Raw genomic sequence first — 16,507 nt, 5'->3', positions numbered from 1 at the left:
ATGCTACGTTGGTGAGGTTCACTGTGATGAAGCTTGCATGTGGACCGCCAGCCTTCCGAGGTAACCATGAGCTACGCTCTCGCCGTAGACGTCGGAACCAGTTTCACGGCAGCAGCAGTTGTTCGTTTTCACCAGGGTGCATCCGCTGTGCCCGAGTGCCTGCCCCTGGGCGCGCGTGGAGCATCGGTTCCCTCCGTGGTGTACTTCCCTGAGGTCGGCACAGTCCTGGTGGGCGAGGCCGCCGAACGCCGCGGACTGGACTCGCCGGAACGCGTGGTGCGGGAATTCAAGCGCCGGGTCGGCGACGACGTACCCATTATCCTGGGCACCCTGGCGCTGCAGCCGGAGGACGTGTTCGCCATTATGGCCCGCTGGGTGGCGGACCGGGCCGCCGAACGTGAAGGGGGCCCGGCGTCGGCCGTCTTCCTGACCCACCCCGCCGCCTGGGGCAACCACCGCTTGTCCGTAGTCCGCGACGCCCTCTCTGCCCACGGCCTGGAGAACGTCACACTCCTCCCCGAACCCGAAGCCGCAGCGCTGCACTACGCATCGCAGGTGCGGGTGGAGGAGGGCAGCACCATCGCCGTATACGACCTCGGCGGCGGAACCTTCGACACCGCCGTGCTGAGGAAGGCCGGCAGCAGCCGCTTCGACCTGCTGGGCCGTCCGGAGGGCATCGAAGACCTCGGCGGCGCCGACTTTGACGCCGCGGTGTTCGGCTACGTTGCCGGGCACACCGGGAATGCCCTGACGGACCTGGACCCCACCGATCCCGTGGTCCGTGGGGCCCTGACCCGCCTCCGGCGTGAATGCGTGGAAGCCAAGGAAGCACTGTCCGCGGACAGCGAGGCAAGCATTCCGGTGCTCCTGCCCGGAGTCCAGCAGCAGGTCCGCCTGGTCCGTTCCGAGTTCGAGGCCCTGATCGAAGAACCCGTGCGGGAGACGGTGGACGCGCTGCAGCACTCCCTGGCCCAACTCCACCTGGCGCCCGCAGACCTGTCCACGGTGTTGTTGATCGGAGGCTCGTCCCGGATTCCCCTGGTGGCACAAGTGGTGTCCGAAGAGCTGGACCGGCCCATTGCAGTGGACGCAGACCCCAAGTCCTCCATCTGCCTCGGGGCGGCCGTGGCGGCCCGTCTTGCCCACGCCGCCGCGGCCCTGGCAGAGGCCGAAAACGCCGAAACAGAAGCCAGGACTGAAGCGGCAGAAACTGAAGCGGCCGCCGGAGCACCGCCGCCCGCCGTCGTGGCCTCCGCATTGCCGCCCGCTCCCATCGCCCCGGGCCTGCCCAGCTGGTCGCGTAAATATGCGACGGCGGCGGGTGCCGGTGCGGGGTCAGGTGCCGCCCGCGGTGCCAATCGTGGGGAAAGGGGCGCGCATGCCCCGAAACCCACCGTCCGGGTCACGGCTGTTGCCGCTGCTGCAGCTCTCCTCACGGTCCTCACGGCCACTGCCGCGCAAAGTCCGGACGGCTTTGGAAGCCTCACCGCGATGTTCGTGCCGCAGGCCGGCGCCAGTACCGGTGAGTCTCCGGGCACCGGCGCCACGGAATCTCCTGACGGAGGGGGAGCGGCAGCCATTGGGGCGCCCCAGCCGCTCGCGCGGATTGAAGCCAGCGTGAGGAAGCCGATCGGGCAGGAGCCCGGGCTCGATGTGTCCGCCTCACCCACCAGCAGGAAGATTCAGGGCGGCCAGGCGGCGGACGCTGCCGGAGGAGCCACCGCGGGTGGACCGGCGCCTGCCGGTGGAGCCGCTGCCGCGATTCCCCCCTCGGGATCCGGCGCGGGGACAGCCGGGACCGGCATTGTTCCGGATTCAGCCACTGTAGGCCCCGCGGCGCCGCCAGGCACTCCGCAATCCGTCCCGACGGACCCTGCGCCCACCGCAACCGCATCCCCGAGCACCGCTCCGCCACCGGCCGCGACGCCGGGAACCACCTCGCCGCCACCCACGTCGCCGGGAACCACCGCGCCGCCACCCACGTCGGCACCAGCCACGCCAACTGGGACTTCCTCGCCGGGCACTGATCCCCAGCCGACGCTTAATTCCGGTACAGATCCCACAGGCGCCGGCACGTCTTCTCCCGCCACAGGGGGAGCGACCCCCACAATACTGCCCACCACAATGGCTGCTCCGGCGCCAACGGGTGATCCGACCGTTTCCCCGACGGCAGACTTAACGCCTACCCCGGCCGTCGCACCCTCGCCCACACCGGAGGATCCCACCGACGCTCCCACCGAAACTGCCGTCGCAACGGCTCCGACCACATCTCCGGGGGCCTGACATGGACGGGCACCTTCAGCGGGCGGAGCGACCCGTACCCCTCCACACCGCACCGGACCACCAGGGGCATCCGCCCCATGCCGCGGAGCTGATGGCCAAGCAGCTGAAGGGTGCGAACGCTGCCGTCCGGGAGCTGCTGCTGGCGCTCTCGGTGGGCTTCGCCCTGCCGGGACCGCTTCCGGCCGACCTCCAGCACAAGTTCATCAGTGGAACGGTGGAGGACCTTGATTCCCTGGTGGACCGCGCGGAGGCCGCGGGATTGCTGAGGCCGGACGGAACGGTGGTGGGAACCGCCCAGCACGCGCTGCTGGCCGCCACGCCAACGGCCAAGGTGCACGCGCTCCAGCGTGAGCTCGTGACCGTCTTCGCGTCCGCAGGCCAACCGCTGGGCAACCTCGCCCGGGAGCTGGCGAGGGGTGGCCTTGCTGATCCCCGGGTGGCCGCGGAACTGGAGCAAGCGGCGAACGCCGTGCTCGAAAATGACCCCCGGCTTGCGTCGCAACTCTACGAGGAAGCACTCCTGGCCGGCGCTGACCCGCTGGCCACGGCAGCCAGGCGCGCCCAAGCCGCGGCCGGTGACGGGGAACTCGATACCGCGGCCCGCATCATCGACGCACTCCTGGTCAGCCCGGACCCGCCGGACGTGCGCCGCGGAGCCGATGTCGCTGCCTCCGTCTGGGCCCAGCGGGGAATGCTGGGCCGGGGAGCTGACGTCTACAGCTGGCTTGGTCCGGGGCGGGTGGGCTCCTCTGCGCCGCTGGCCGCCGTCGCCATGATCGGTGCCGGTGACCGGGCGGCGGCGGAGGCCTTCTTCCAGCCCGATGCCCCGGCGGCCTCCCCAACGCTGCTCGCGGCTGCCCTGGTGCAGACCGGCCAGGGAATCCTCGCGTCCCTCGGAGACAAACCGCAACAGGGTATCTCCATCCTGATCCATGCATCGGACATGCTGAACTCGGCGGGCACGGCCCTTCCCCTGCCGGAAACGCCGGCCGCACTGGCAGCCCTGCTGGCCCTGCACAGCGGTGAGCCGCATTTGGCGGAAACCGTCTGCAGGGCGGCAGCCGCAGCCGGGCAGGGCGGTGACGCTGCACAACCACGGCTCCTGCTGCTCCAGGCCTGGTCGGCAATGATGCAGGACAAGCTCGAGGACGCCCGCCTGGCGGCCACGGAAGCGGCCAAAGCAAACCACTGGCCTCTGGTCCCGCGCGACGAGTTCATGTGCGCGGCCCTCGAGGTGGGGCTTGCCCGCCGGAACGGCGACGTGCCGGAGCTGCTCAGGGCATGGGAACGGGCACGAGAGGCCATGCTCCACACATCGGTGGACCTCTACAACCTGTTGCCGTGGGGGGAACTGCTGATCGCCGCGGCCCGGCTGCGGGAGACGCGCCGTGTGGCACAGTACCTGGAGGACGCCTGGAAGCTGCTGGGCCGCCTGGGCGGTCCTGCGCTGTGGGCTGTTCCCCTGCACTGGTCCGCCGTCCAGGCTGCGCTGCTGAACGAAAGCCCCGCCGATCTTGCCCCGCACGCAACCGCACTGGCCCGGGCCTCTGCCCACAGCCAGCTTGCCGCAGTCCTCGCCACGGCGGGCAAAGCCTGGGTGTCGGTGCTGGCAGGCCGCTTCCGGACCGCCGAGGTGGAGAATGCGGCCAGGCTGCTGGGCGCGGTGGGAATGCCCTGGGAAGGGGCACGGCTCGCCGGGCACGCTGCCGCCCGCGCCGACGAGCGTCGGGACATGATGCGCCTGCTCTCCTGCGCGCGGGACCTTCATCCGCAAGGCAGTCCCGGGGGAGCATCCGGAGCAGCGGAGGTGCAGGCCGGAAGCGGTGCCGACATCGGTGGCAAAGGCGCCCAATCGGACGGCTCCGGATTGAGCGAACGCGAAAAAGAAGTGGCCAGGCTGGTGCTTGAGGGTAAGACCTACCGGGAGATCGGCGAGGCCATCTACATTTCGCCCCGCACCGCAGAGCACCACATCGCAAGGATCCGGCGCCGGCTGGGAGCGGAAAACCGTTCCGACCTGTTGGCACGTTTGCGGCTGGCGCTCGGCGTGGAACATTCCCAGCAACTGAATCGGCAACAGGAATGACCCCTAATACCCCTAGGCACGGAGGCATCGCTGCCCCGGACCGGCACCCGCGGGTAGGGGGAAAGCGCCCGATGCCCTGTCCCCGGCAGCGAATCTAGGTTTGAAGCAACGGGACACGTTGACAGGATGATCCACAACTTAAAGAAGAGATGTGAGGACGAAGCATATGCCAACACTCGCAAATGACCTTGTTCAGTTCCTGATGCAGCTCTTTGGCAGCCGGGAGGCGATGCAGGAGTTCCTGGATGACCCGGAGAGGGCACTTGAGGCACACGGCCTGGCTAACGTGTGCTCCGCCGACGTTGACGCCGCTATGCCAGTTGTCCTCGATTACGCTCCCATTACAGTCAATGCCTCCTCCTTCGCCCGGGAGCACCACACGGGCGGCAACAGTGCCTGGGCCGGGCAACAAAGCGCGCCGGCGGCCTATATCGGAGGCACCTCAGCCATCCATGCCGCAGGGCAGGGCGGCGCTAACTACGACCATGACGACCACGCCCACGCGGTACAACAGCTCCACCACGTGGTGAAGCACTTCTCCTACACGACCAACACCACCATGCTGGACGACCGGGACACCATCACTGACCAGTCCGTCAACCAAAACATCTGGGCGCATGGGGACGTGGAACAGTGGTTCGACAATCATGCCGTGGTGGCCTCCGGCGACCGGGCCGTGGCAGCCGGTGACGACGCCGGCGTCCGGGACTCGGACAACATCAGGGACTCCTACAACACTGACCATTCGACCGACAGTTCCACGGACAACTCCATCCATGCAGGCGGCGACGTCAGCATGGCCAATGAGCAGACGGACATCTCCGACTCCTTCAACACCGACCTCGGCCTGGACGTGGACGATTCCTTCAACGACAGCCCGGACAATTCCCACCACACGGATTATTCGGACCACTCCCTCAGCACCGAAGTGGACCTCGACGTCCGGGACTCGTTCAACGACAATTCCGACAACTCCACCGACAACTCCATAGCGGCGGACCACTCCTTCAACCCGGACAGCTCCACCCATACCGCAGCCGAGGTCCACGTGGAGGACTCGTTCCAGGACACCTCGGCCAGCAGCATCGCCGAGGACAACCTGGTGGTTGCGGACAGCCAGCTGGATTTCACGGAGGACAACTCCACCCACGCGGATGCGGACCTGGACAACCACACCACCATCGACCATCCGGTGGTTGACGACTCCACCATGCTGTAACACGCTATTCCGGGGAGGCAATTCTTGGCGCTGGGGCAGGGGGACACGCTGTGGCAGATGCAGGACCGGCAAGGCAACCGGGGCCCATGACGGCCGGGCAGCTGGTGAAACTCGTGGAGCAGGGCCTGCAGTTGCTGGGCAGCGGCGACCGCGCGGACCTGCGCAGGCGGCTGGACCAGGCCTTGGTCCGGCTGCAGGATCCCAGCATCAGGGTCATCGTGGTGGGGGAGTTCAAGCAGGGGAAGAGCAAGCTGATCAATGCCCTGGTGAACGCTCCCGTGTGCCCGGTGGATGACGATATTGCCACCTCGTTGCCCACGATTGTCCGCTACGGCGAACCAGCCTCAGCGGCCGTCCTGGTCCCTGCAGCTGAAAATCTTGCCGGGACTCGCGAGAGCGGGGACGGCAGCATGGAGCGCCGGCCCGTCGAGCTGTCAGAGCTGCCGGTACTCGTCTCCGAACAGGGCAACCCGGGAAACAGCCTGAACCTCACGGCCGCTGAGGTCTGCCTGCCCCGCCGCATCCTCACCGGGGGGCTCACCATCATCGACTCGCCGGGCGTGGGCGGCATGGGCTCCACCCACACCCTGACCACCCTGACCGCACTTCCCACGGCGGACGCCATGCTGCTGGTCTCGGACGCCTCCCAGGAATACACGGAACCGGAACTGCGGTTCCTGCGCCAGGCCATGCGGATCACCCCCAGTGTTGCCGCGGTCCTCTCCAAGACGGACCTCTACCCGGACTGGCGGCGCGTTGAAGAGCTGGACAGGGTCCACCTGGACCAGGTGGCACCGGACATCCCCCTGTTTCCGCTGTCCGCTGACCTCCGCCTTGAGGCCTCACGGCTCCAGGACGCCGAGCTCAACGCCGAGTCGGGTTTCCCGGCCCTGGTGGCCCACCTGCGCAACGACATCGTGGGCAAGGCGCAGCGAATCCAGCGGCGCTCCGCCAGCCAGGACCTGCTCTCCGTCACCGAAAACCTGAGGCTGTCCCTGCAGTCCGAGCTTGAGGCGTTGGAAAATCCCGATGGGACCCCGCAGATGCTCACGGCATTGGAACAGGCCAAGACGGAGGCGGACGAGTTGCGGAAGCGGTCCGCGCGCTGGCAACTGACGCTCAGCGATGGCATTAACGATCTCATAGCCGACATGGAATATGACCTCCGCGACCGCCTCCGCCGGATCCAGCGGGAAGCCGAGACCGCCATCGACCAGGGCGATCCCGGACCGGTCTGGACACAATTCTCCCAGTGGCTCGAGGAGTGCGTTGCCGCGGCGGTTTCGGATACCTTCGTCTGGACCAGCGAGCGGTCGCAATGGCTGGCGGCACAGGTGGCCGAACACTTCGCCGCCGACGAGGTGTCGCTGCCCCTCCTGCACGTGTCCGATTCCGGTGATGCCCTGGACCCGGTGGACCAGATGCCGGACCTGGATCCCGGCCGTGTGAACCCGATCCAGAAAGTCCTCATCGGCATGCGCGGATCCTACGGGGGTGTCCTGATGTTCGGCCTCCTGACGGGCATTTTCGGGATGGCCCTGATCAATCCGCTTTCGGTCGGTGCCGGGCTGCTGCTGGGGCGGAAGGCCTACCGGGAGGACAAGGAGACACGGCTGAAGCGCCGCCAGGGCGAGGCGAAAGCATTGGTCAGGCGCCAACTGGACGATGTCACGTTCCAGGTGGGAAAGCAGTTGAAGGACAGGTTGCGCCTGGTTCAGCGGACCATCCGGGACCACTTCACCGAGATCGCCGATGAATATCACCGGTCGCTGTCGGATTCGGTGGCAGCAGCCCAAAAGGCGGCCAACTCCTATACCCAGGAACGGGAGGGCCGCATCCGGGACATCAGGGCCGAGCTCAAAAAGGTGGACGCGCTGCATCGCGCCGCGGAAGCCGTGTCGGTGGAGGTTGCCGCGGCCGGGACCCGTAGCGCGGCAGGCGTGGGATGACGGCGTCCACCACGGCCGGGGCCGCGGCGTTGATCCGCGAAGCCCTGGAGGTATATGCGGATGACCCGCAAGCCGTCCAGGCGCTGCAGGGCTACGCCCGGCGGTTGGCGGAGCCGCTGAGGATTGCCGTCGCAGGCATGGTGAAAGCAGGGAAATCCACCCTCCTGAATGCCATCATCGGCGAGGAGATCGCGCCCACCGACACCGGAGAATGCACCCGCATTGTCACGTGGTACCGGCATGGACACACTCCCAGCATCACCCTGCACCCCACAGAAGGCGAGCCTCGGAACCTCCCGCTGAAGCGCGTGGACGGGCGCCTGGTCTTCGCCCTGGACGGCGTGCGGGCGGATGAGGTGGAACGCCTCGACGTCGAATGGCCGTCGCCCGCACTGCAGGCGATGACGCTGATCGACACACCCGGCATCGCCTCTCTTTCCCAGGACGTGTCCGCACGGTCCGTTCGGTTCCTGACCCCGGAGGATTCGCCGTCGGAAGCTGATGCCGTGATCTACCTGATGCGGCACCTGCACGCGTCCGACATCCGGTTCCTGGAGGCTTTCCGCGACACCGAGGCCGGGCGCTCGGGCACGGTCAACGCCATCGCGGTGTTGTCCCGGGCCGATGAGGTGGGAGCCGGGCGCATCGACTCCCTCCTGTCCGCCGGCACCATCGCGGAAAGGTACAGCCTGGATCCCAACCTCCGGAAGCTTGCACTGGGTGTTGTCCCGGTGGCCGGGCTCCTCGCCCAAAGCGCCCGCACCCTGCGCCAGCCGGACTTCGAAGCCCTCCAGCTGCTGGCCACCCTGGACCGCGCCGCGCGCGAACGGATGATGCTTTCGGCCGACAGGTTCCGCCGGTCCACGGAACCGGAGGGGCTGACAGAAGAGGCACGGGCGTCACTGCTGGAGCGCTATGGGCTCTTTGGCATCCGGCTGGCCATTGTCCTGGTCCGCAACGGATTCGGGGAACCAACCCCACTGGCCCACGAACTTGCCAGGCGCAGCGGCCTCGATCCGCTGCTGGAGCTGCTGGACCGGCAGTTCCAGGCGAGGGCAGAGGCGCTGAAGGCCAGGACGGCGCTCGCAGCCGTGGAAGACCTCCTGGCCAGCCGCCCGCGGCAGGCAACAGAGCGTTTGGCTGTGTCCCTGGAGCGGCTGCAGGCCAACGCGCATGAATTCCGTGAGCTCCGGCTGCTGGCGGCGCTGCGGACCACGGGGGTTCAGTTGGCCCCGGAGCTGGCTGCGGAAGCTGAACGGATCATTGGCGGCCACGGCACCGCGGCATCGCAGCGGCTGGCCGTGGCGCCCGGATCGGGTCCGGAAGTGCTGGTGTCCGAGGCCCGCCGGACCCTGGCCCGCTGGCGGTCAGTCGCTGAAAGCCCGCTGGCCGCACGGCCTGCAGTGGAAGCCTGCCGGGTGGTCATCCGCAGCTGCGAGGGCGTGCTGGCTGACTGCACCGGCAGGGCCCGGCAGCCGCAATCGGCCTAATAAGCGCTCAGCCCCGGCTGCGGCCGCGCTTCAGCCAGGCAGCGGAGGACGGCAGGAACAGCAGTACCAGTCCGGCGAAGGCCAGGATAAGTCCCGCGCCCCACAACATCACCACGTAGCTGCCGGCGGCACCGCCGGGGACCAGGAAGGCGGACGCCAGGACCATGACGGGCAGATGGGCGGCCAGCAGCAGGGCCAGGGCCCAGCGGGCCCAGTTCCTTTGGCCAAGCACCGCGGCCAGGACAGCCGCCTCAAGCAGGGTCACCAGCAGCAGTGCACCGATGCTGCCCCAGAAGACGATGCTGACCGCCGTTCCCACCGATTCGGCGTCGTTGCCTGCCGCCATGTCCGCCACCACGCCGCGCAGCCGTTGCAGGTTGGAGTCGCGGGCCACGAAGGACCCCAGCAGGACGGCAAGGCCGGCGAGGAAGCTGAAGAGCCAAAGCATGCGGGCGGTGCGGACGGTCCGGGGTACCGGGGGCGTGAGCGGGATGGGCGGTGGCGCGGAGTAGGACAGTCCGGGCCTCGGTGGGGGTGCGGACACGCGCCGCTCTTCTCCGCCGGAACGGGACGTCATGCGCCTATTTCAGTCCGTCAGTATCGTGTTCGTCGGTGCCGCGCTGGGGCTTCCCGCGGTTATCCTTGGCCTTGGACTCCAGCTCGTCACGAAGTTTCCTGAGGCGCTCGGCCTCGGCCTGGTTGCGGCGGCGCGCCTCAAGGTTGCGGAGGAAGTCCGGATCATCATCCGGAGCCGAGGGGTGCGGGTAGCTGGGCCGCGGCTGGGCGGTGCCCCGCGGCCGGCCGATGAGCAGCCACAGGATGGCACCCAGGACGGGCAGGACAACCTGCACGATGATCCACGCCGGTTTTGAAATCCCCCGGGTCTGGCGGCCCTCAGTGCGGATCACGTCCACCAGGCCATACACAAAGATGACGAGGACTGCGACGGCCAAAGCCACACGGAAGAGCATGCCATCAAGTCTATCGTCAGGAGGCGCAGGGGCCGCTGGCCGGGACGGCTAAACTTGAATAGTGGCCTTTTTGAAATATTCCCTGATCCGCCTGGCGATCTTCGTGCCCCTGTTTGTCGTGTTCGTGCTCCTGCAGGTCGGGGCGCTGATGGCGGTGATCTGCGCCGCGCTTATTGCCTTTGCCATCAGCTACCTGTTCTTCCAGAAGCAGCGCGACGCCGCCTCCGCGGCCCTGCAGTACCGCTTCTCCGGGAAGGCCAAGCCGCTGCGCTCCCACGGTGAGGTGCAGGACGCCAACGCCGAGGACGCCCTGCTGGACGCCAACCCGGACATCACCATCAACAACGCCAAGGGCAGCAACAATAAGGGCTAGAACCCGTGGCTGAGGATCAGTCCCAGTGAGAACAGCACGCTGTAGCCCAGGTTGATCAGTCCGGTCTGCTTCAGCACCGGGATCAGGCTCTTGCGCTTGCGGCCGTTGATCATCAGCCAGGCCGGCATCAGGCAGGCCGGAATGAGCAGCAGCACGATCAGGATCCACGGCCGGCCCGGAGCCAGGATCACCACCAGCAGGATGGCCACGGCGAGCATCAGGACGTAGCTTTCGCGCGCGTGCTTGTCACCAAGCCGCACGGCCAGGGTCTTCTTGCCGGCCTGCATGTCGGTGGGAATGTCCCGGACATTGTTGGCCATGAGCAGCGCGGTGGCGATGAGCCCGGTGCCGATGGCGCCGATGACCGCGGACAGGCTGATGTGCCCTGCCTGGGTGTAGGTGGTGCCCAGGGTGGCCACCAGGCCGAAGAAGACGAACACGAACAGGTCGCCCAGGCCCATGTAGCCATAGGGGTTCTTGCCGCCCGTGTAGCCCCACGCGGCCATAACGCAGCCCAGGCCCACCAGGATCAGCCACCATGCCTGGGTGAGGAATACCAGGACCAGGCCGAAGACCATGGCCAGGGCGAACGTACCGAACGCCGCCCACTTGACGTGTTCCGGCTTGGCGGCACCGGAGCCCACCAGCCGCAGCGGACCCACCCGGTCATCGTCGGTCCCGCGGATGCCGTCCGAGTAGTCGTTGGCGAAGTTCACGCCCACCTGGAGCAGGAGCGCCACGAGCGCGGCGAGGATGGCGTTGGGCAGGAGGAACGAGCCCATTTCGTAGGCGGCGGCCGTGCCGATCAGCACGGGCGCGATCGCTGCCGGCAGCGTCCGGAGTCGGGCGCCTTGGATCCATTGGGCGGCTGTTGCCACGGTTAGTACCTCGTGTTGTTTCGGTAAGACGGCGGGACGGGACGTGCACACCCGCCGCGGTGGTGCAGGTCCACTCTACTTTCCCCCGTGCAGGGTGCTGAGTTCCGCGGTCATGGCGAGCCGGTCCGGTTTTCCGTTCGGCAGCATCCGCAGTGCCGGTGCAGCGAGAACCGTTTTGGGCGCGAGGGCACCCAGCTGCCGCTGCCAGTGCTGTTGAAGTACGACGGCGGTGTCCCCGGCTTCCTGCCCTGGCCCGCCGTCACCGGCGGCGCCTTTGCCGGCGGTACCTTCGGGTGCAAGCGCCACGTAGGCCGCCACGGCCTGGCCCCATTCGGCGGAAGGGACGCCTGCCACGAAAGCCGCTGCGACGGCGTCGGACTTTTCCAGCTGCTCCTGCACGTGGCCGGCTGAGACCTTCACACCGCCGGTGATGATCACGTCGTCGGCCCGGCCCAGTACGGTGAGCCGGCCGTCGTCGTCAATCGTGCCGAGGTCGCTGGAGCGGTACCAGCGCACCCCGTCCTCCTCGAAGAATGTTCCGGTCTCTTCGTCCGGTGCCTCGATGTACCCTGCGGCCACCGTGTCCCCGCCCAGCAGGATCCGGCCGTCGGTATCCGCCCGGACCGAGACGCCTTCCAGGGGGTAGCCGTCGTACACGCAGCCGCCGGAGGTCTCCGCGGAACCGTACGTGGTGACCACGCGGACCCCGGCGTCGCGGGCGGCGGCCAGCAGGTCCGGGGAAGCGGGGGCGCCGCCCAGCAGGATGGCGTTGAAGCGGCGGAGCACGGCGAGCGTGTCCGGTGAGGGATCGTCCAGGAGCCGTTGCAACTGGGTGGGAACCAGGGAGGTGAAGCGGATCTTGTCCGTGAGTTCCAGGGCGGCCGCCGTGAAGGCCTCGGGGGTGAAGCCGCCGGACATGTCCATGACCCATGGCCGGGTGCCGGCAAAGAGGGACCGCACCAGGACCTGGATGCCGGCCACGAACTGCACGGGCAGCGCCAGCAGCCATTGGCCCTCGCCCTTGAGCCGCAGCGCGGTGGCCATCGAGGACGCTGCGAGGCACTCCACGGTCAGCAGGGTTGCCTTGGGCGTGCCGGTGGAACCGGAGGTGCGGACCACGGCCACGGCGTCGTCGCAGCCGGGGGTCTCCACGTGGCCCACCACCAGGGCGCCGTCCGGCCCAACGGACAGTTCGACGGCGGGGCCCTCGCCGTGGAGGGCGGCCGCGAGGGCCTTCAGGGCCGGTTCGATGTTGAGCGGGCCACCGTGGGCGGTGCTGGGTGAGTCTTCGCTGTTCATTGCCGTCCTGCCTTAGAAGTAGTGCGGGAAGCGTGACCAGTCGGGGTCGCGTTTTTGCAGGAAGGCCTCCTTGCCCTCAACCGCCTCGTCCGTCATGTACGCCAGCCGGGTGGCTTCGCCGGCGAATACCTGCTGGCCGGCCAGGCCGTCGTCGGCCAGGTTGAAGGCGAACTTCAGCATGCGGATGGCCTGCGGGGACTGCCGGGCAATGTCAGCGGCGTACTCCAGCGCCACCTCCTCCAGGCGCCCGTGGTCCACTGCCTCATTCACCGCACCCATGCGAACCATGTCTTCCGCGGAATATTCGCGGGCCAGGAAGAAAATCTCCCGGGCTGTCTTTTGGCCCACCTGCCGGGCCAGGAGCGCGGAGCCGTAGCCGGCGTCGAAACTTCCCACCGTGGCGTCCGTTTGTTTGAACTTTCCGTGCTGCCGGGACGCAATGGTGAGGTCTGCCACCACGTGCAGGGAGTGCCCGCCCCCGGCTGCCCAGCCATTGACGACGGCGATGACCACCTTGGGCATGGTGCGCATGAGCCGCTGGACTTCCAGGATGTGCAGCCTGCCGGCCCGGGCGGGGTCGATGGTTTCCTGCGTCTCGCCGTCCGCGTACCGGTAGCCGTCCCGGCCACGGATCCGTTGGTCGCCGCCGGAGCAGAAGGAGTGGCCGCCGTCCTTGGAGGAGGGCCCGTTGCCCGTGAGCAGGACCGTGGCAACGTCCGGCGTCATCCGGGCATGGTCCATGGCGCGGTAGAGCTCATCAACGGTCCCGGGCCGGAACGCGTTCCTGACCTCGGGGCGGTTGAAGGCGATGCGGACCGTGGGCAGGTCGCGGACCCAGCCGCCGTCGGAATCCCGCTCCACCTGGCGGTGGTAGGTCATGTCCTGGAAGTCCTCGAAGCCGGAGACCACCCGCCAGCGCGTGGGATCGAAGACATCGGACACCGGGGCGGGGATCTGGTTGCTCACCGTCCAAGTCTAGTAATCGTGCTTAGCTGATGCAGAACTCGTTGCCCTCGGGGTCCGCCATGGTGTGCCAGGAATGCGGTCCCTGCCGTGCGGACCAAAGGAAAGAAGCCCCACGTGCCTCGAGCTCACGCCGCACCTCGTCCTTGTCCCGGCCGTCCAGCCGGACGTCCCAGTGCACCCGGTTCTTGACCGTCTTCCCCTCCGGTGCGGTCTGGAACAGGATGCGCCGTTCCGGGGCCTTGGACTCGATTTCTTCCGGCGGCCGGATGGCGGCGCCGTCCTTCCACACGAGGTTGCCGCGGTGCGTCGTGGTCTGGTTCTCCGCGGCGAAGCCCTGTTCGATCATGGAACGGATGAAGCCGGCGTCCTGCGGTTCCACCGCCCACTGCAGGGTTTCGGCCCACCAGTCGGCCAGCTCATGGGGGCTGGCGGAATCGACAACTATCTGGATGTTCAGTCCCATCCGTCCACGGTAAAGGCGGCCGGGGTTTTGCGGAAGGTCCTGAGTGGGCGCTTACGCCTGGACGTTCTGCATCTGGTTGAAGAATTCCGGCGGGATGGCGTAGACCAGGATCACGGCCAGCAGGTTCTTGGTGGCGTGGACGAAGTAGGAGAACATGACGTTCTTCCCCGTCCACATGTAGACGGACACCAGCGTGGCGCCCATGGCCAGGTAGGGGAGCAGTGCGGTGAGGGTGATGGCTTCCTGGCCCACGATGTGCAGTCCTGCGAACAGCACCACGGACAGTGAGCAGCAGATCCAGATGTTCACGCGCCTGGACATCTTGCCGATGAGCAGGTGGCGGAAGATGTATTCCTCTACGAACGGGCCCACCACCACCAGCAGCGGAACCATGAGCCAGGCAGGGACCTGCTGCATCAGCGCCTGCAGTCCGGCCTGGTTCGCGGAGGTTTCGACCTGCCCGTTCGCGGCAACTACAACAGCGGTGAGGATCATCATCGCGATCACGGCTGCCGGCACCATCAACAGCGTGAACCAGGGCCGGGTTGCCAGGACTTTGAGGTCCCGGACTACGACTTTGCGGGCGGCCAGGAGCGCCAGTATTCCCACCGAGGCATAGAACAGCAGGTTCACTGCGTAGGAGGCTGCCGCCGGCGAAGGCGCTACCTGTCGAAGCAGCGGGGCCAGCAGATCACCGGCCACCGCGAAGAGGCCGGCAATGGCAACGTAGAGGCACAACGTGGCCAGGTCCATCCGGGAGAAACGGTACAGCTGGGGCTGTGGAGCGGGCGGTAAGCGGTGGGCTGTGGCCATGCCACCAGCCTATCGCCGGGCGCCGGCGTGTAGTGCGCGTCACGTACCACCCCCGACCGTCTTGTAATATGGACGGGTCGCGTGAAGCTTCGGCAGTTCGGCCGTTCACCCTCACATTTGTTGGCCCCCAGCGCTAAGGGCCGAATTTTGTGAGGTTGATCATAAGAAGTCCGGATGCGGCCAACCCCCAACCCACAAGGAACAGTTGTGCCTCAAAGTACCCCCACAGACCTAAAGAACAGCACGGCGCCATCCACCGCCGTCGACCCATCCCTCAGCGCCGAGGGCTACAGCAAGACCCTGGGCCGCCGCCATGTCACCATGATCGCCATGGGCGGCGCCATCGGCGTGGGCCTCTTCATGGGAGCCGGCGGCCGCCTCGCGTCCACCGGCCCGGCCCTGATCTTCTCCTACGCCATCGCGGGCGTCATCGCCTACCTCCTTATGCGGGCCCTGGGCGAGCTCATCATGTACCGCCAAACCTCGGGTTCCCTGGTGAGCTACTCCGGCGAGATGTTCGGCAAAAAGGGCGCGTACATGTCCGGCTGGATGTACTTCATCAACTGGGGCATGACCGGCATCGCCGAACTCATCGCGATCGGCCTGTATTTCCAGTTCTTCTTCCCCAACGTCCCCGTGGAAGTCTCGGCCATCGCCGCGCTGGCGCTCCTGGTGGCAGTGAACCTGCTCAGCGTCAAGGCGTTCGGCGAGTTCGAATTCTGGGCCTCCTGCCTCAAGGTGGCGGCCATCCTGATCTTCCTGGTGGTGGGCACTTTCATGGTGGTCACCAACGCCAAGGTGGGTGACGGGCACGCCTCCGTCAACAACCTGTTCGCAGCTGACGGCGGCATGTTCCCCAAGGGCGCCCTGGTGATGGTCCTGGTCCTGAACGCCGTGATCTTTGCCTACAACGGCATCGAGCTGGTCGGCGTCACTGCCGGCGAGATGGAAAAGCCGGAACGCGAAGTGCCCAAGGCGATCCGCGCCGTCGTACTGCGCATCGTGGTGTTTTACGTAGGGTCCGTCCTGCTGTTGGCCATGCTGCTGCCGTCGGACCAGTACAAGGCCGGCACCTCGCCGTTCGTGACCGTCTTCGGCCAGATGGGCCTGGGCTGGGTGGGTGACGTCATGAACATGATCGTCATCACCGCCGCCCTTTCCTCCTGCAACTCCGGCCTGTACTCCATCGGCCGCGTCTTCCGCACCATGGCCAACAACGGACACGCCCCGCAGTGGCTCACGAAGATGTCCAAGCGCCACGTCCCGTATGCCGCGATCCTGGCGATCGCCGCGTTCTACCTGGTGGGCATCCTGCTGAACATCTGGCTGGGTGGCTCGCACGCGTTCGACCTGGCGCTGAATACCGCCTCGATTGGTGTGATCTTCTGCTGGGGCTCCATCTTCGCCAGCCAGATCGTCCTGCGGCGCCGCAAGGGCGTCACCTCAACCCTGCCCATGCCCGGTTCGCCGTGGACCAGCTGGGCCGGCCTGCTCGGGCTGCTGGCCATCACCGTGCTGATCGGCTTCGACACCATGACGAGCAAGGACGGCGAAGTGTTCTACCTGGGCCTCTGGACGCTGGCCACCATTCCGTTCTTTGCCGTGGTCCTCTGGCTGGGCTGGCAGAAGGTCAAGAACAACCAGCCCAAGAGCGAGCTCTTCAGCTAGGGCTTTTCTTTCCGGACAACGTTCGACGGCGGGCCGTCCCCTTGAGTGG

Annotated in this window: 14 protein-coding genes; 7 read left to right on the top strand and 7 right to left on the bottom strand. The window is 67.2% G+C overall.

Translation table 11 applies throughout. The features are described from left to right. Positions 1-66: 66 nt before the first annotated feature. The 5 genes from J7I84_RS02630 (at position 67) to J7I84_RS02610 (ending at position 9,027) form a co-directional block, all read left to right on the top strand. Positions 67-2,283, top strand: a complete 2,217-nt coding sequence (locus tag J7I84_RS02630; protein WP_214940256.1) for an Hsp70 family protein — start codon at positions 67-69, stop codon at positions 2,281-2,283. A 1-nt stretch (position 2,284) separates the two neighbouring features. After that, positions 2,285-4,369 carry a LuxR C-terminal-related transcriptional regulator gene (locus tag J7I84_RS02625; protein WP_214940254.1) on the top strand — a complete coding sequence of 695 codons (2,085 nt, stop codon included), beginning with the start codon at positions 2,285-2,287 and terminating at the stop codon, positions 4,367-4,369. Between the two features lie 166 nt (positions 4,370-4,535). Further along, a complete protein-coding gene (locus J7I84_RS02620) occupies positions 4,536-5,588 on the top strand; it encodes an IniB N-terminal domain-containing protein (protein ID WP_214940251.1) in 1,053 nt (350 codons plus the stop codon). Between the two features lie 86 nt (positions 5,589-5,674). After that, complete coding sequence (locus J7I84_RS02615; RefSeq protein ID WP_214940247.1) at positions 5,675-7,537, top strand: dynamin family protein; 1,863 nt, start codon at positions 5,675-5,677, stop codon at positions 7,535-7,537. Then, positions 7,534-9,027: a dynamin family protein gene (locus tag J7I84_RS02610; RefSeq protein WP_214940245.1), complete on the top strand. Its 1,494-nt coding sequence runs from the start codon at positions 7,534-7,536 to the stop codon at positions 9,025-9,027. Before J7I84_RS02615 ends, J7I84_RS02610 begins: the two co-directional genes overlap by 4 nt. 7 nt (positions 9,028-9,034) lie before the next feature. Here the strand turns inward: J7I84_RS02610 and J7I84_RS02605 are convergent, their stop codons facing one another. Next, positions 9,035-9,604: a hypothetical protein gene (locus J7I84_RS02605; protein WP_251045952.1), complete on the bottom strand. Its 570-nt coding sequence runs from the start codon at positions 9,602-9,604 to the stop codon at positions 9,035-9,037. A gap of 4 nt (positions 9,605-9,608) precedes the next feature. Continuing rightward, positions 9,609-9,998 (bottom strand): PLD nuclease N-terminal domain-containing protein, encoded by a 390-nt coding sequence (locus J7I84_RS02600; protein WP_214940243.1) that lies wholly within the window; start codon positions 9,996-9,998, stop codon positions 9,609-9,611. A 61-nt stretch (positions 9,999-10,059) separates the two neighbouring features. Between J7I84_RS02600 and J7I84_RS02595 the strand changes: the two genes are divergently transcribed. Continuing rightward, positions 10,060-10,371 carry a DUF4229 domain-containing protein gene (locus J7I84_RS02595; protein WP_214940241.1) on the top strand — a complete coding sequence of 104 codons (312 nt, stop codon included), beginning with the start codon at positions 10,060-10,062 and terminating at the stop codon, positions 10,369-10,371. On the opposite strand, the gene J7I84_RS02590 is transcribed toward J7I84_RS02595, so the two are convergent. The 5 genes from J7I84_RS02590 to J7I84_RS02570 all read right to left on the bottom strand — a co-directional run bounded on the left by J7I84_RS02590 (position 10,368) and on the right by J7I84_RS02570 (position 14,790). Beyond that, the gene (locus J7I84_RS02590) at positions 10,368-11,249 is read right to left on the bottom strand and encodes a 1,4-dihydroxy-2-naphthoate polyprenyltransferase (RefSeq protein ID WP_214940239.1); all 882 of its coding nucleotides are present in this window, start codon (positions 11,247-11,249) and stop codon (positions 10,368-10,370) included. The genes J7I84_RS02595 and J7I84_RS02590 overlap by 4 nt on opposite strands. Positions 11,250-11,324: 75 nt before the next feature. Continuing rightward, positions 11,325-12,548: an AMP-binding protein gene (locus J7I84_RS02585; RefSeq protein WP_214940237.1), complete on the bottom strand. Its 1,224-nt coding sequence runs from the start codon at positions 12,546-12,548 to the stop codon at positions 11,325-11,327. A 12-nt stretch (positions 12,549-12,560) separates the two neighbouring features. Beyond that, complete coding sequence (locus tag J7I84_RS02580; RefSeq protein WP_214940234.1) at positions 12,561-13,514, bottom strand: 1,4-dihydroxy-2-naphthoyl-CoA synthase; 954 nt, start codon at positions 13,512-13,514, stop codon at positions 12,561-12,563. A gap of 22 nt (positions 13,515-13,536) precedes the next feature. Continuing rightward, positions 13,537-13,977, bottom strand: coding sequence for a VOC family protein (locus J7I84_RS02575; RefSeq protein ID WP_214940232.1), 441 nt, complete (start codon positions 13,975-13,977; stop codon positions 13,537-13,539). Between the two features lie 51 nt (positions 13,978-14,028). Beyond that, positions 14,029-14,790, bottom strand: coding sequence for a CPBP family intramembrane glutamic endopeptidase (locus J7I84_RS02570; RefSeq protein ID WP_214940228.1), 762 nt, complete (start codon positions 14,788-14,790; stop codon positions 14,029-14,031). 207 nt (positions 14,791-14,997) lie between these two features. Here J7I84_RS02570 and J7I84_RS02565 point away from each other — a divergent pair, with 207 nt between their 5' ends. Then, positions 14,998-16,458 carry an amino acid permease gene (locus J7I84_RS02565; RefSeq protein ID WP_214940225.1) on the top strand — a complete coding sequence of 487 codons (1,461 nt, stop codon included), beginning with the start codon at positions 14,998-15,000 and terminating at the stop codon, positions 16,456-16,458. Positions 16,459-16,507 lie beyond the last annotated feature (49 nt).

This window comes from Arthrobacter sp. ISL-85, assembly GCF_018613675.1.
GTDB lineage: Bacteria > Actinomycetota > Actinomycetes > Actinomycetales > Micrococcaceae > Arthrobacter.
The sequence above is the reverse complement of the archived record's forward strand: the minus strand, read 5'-3'. Positions and strand labels throughout refer to the sequence as shown.

Excerpts from the sequence above, each read along its gene's own strand:
- J7I84_RS02605 (WP_251045952.1), bottom strand. The coding sequence starts at position 9,604 with ATGACGTCCCGTTCCGGCGGAGAAGAGCGGCGCGTGTCCGCACCCCCA.
- J7I84_RS02575 (WP_214940232.1), bottom strand. The coding sequence starts at position 13,977 with ATGGGACTGAACATCCAGATAGTTGTCGATTCCGCCAGCCCCCATGAG.
- J7I84_RS02615 (WP_214940247.1), top strand. The coding sequence starts at position 5,675 with ATGACGGCCGGGCAGCTGGTGAAACTCGTGGAGCAGGGCCTGCAGTTG.
- J7I84_RS02585 (WP_214940237.1), bottom strand. The coding sequence starts at position 12,548 with ATGAACAGCGAAGACTCACCCAGCACCGCCCACGGTGGCCCGCTCAAC.
- J7I84_RS02620 (WP_214940251.1), top strand. The coding sequence starts at position 4,536 with ATGCCAACACTCGCAAATGACCTTGTTCAGTTCCTGATGCAGCTCTTT.
- J7I84_RS02625 (WP_214940254.1), top strand. The coding sequence starts at position 2,285 with ATGGACGGGCACCTTCAGCGGGCGGAGCGACCCGTACCCCTCCACACC.
- J7I84_RS02600 (WP_214940243.1), bottom strand. The coding sequence starts at position 9,998 with ATGCTCTTCCGTGTGGCTTTGGCCGTCGCAGTCCTCGTCATCTTTGTG.
- J7I84_RS02570 (WP_214940228.1), bottom strand. The coding sequence starts at position 14,790 with ATGGCCACAGCCCACCGCTTACCGCCCGCTCCACAGCCCCAGCTGTAC.
- J7I84_RS02610 (WP_214940245.1), top strand. The coding sequence starts at position 7,534 with ATGACGGCGTCCACCACGGCCGGGGCCGCGGCGTTGATCCGCGAAGCC.
- J7I84_RS02630 (WP_214940256.1), top strand. The coding sequence starts at position 67 with ATGAGCTACGCTCTCGCCGTAGACGTCGGAACCAGTTTCACGGCAGCA.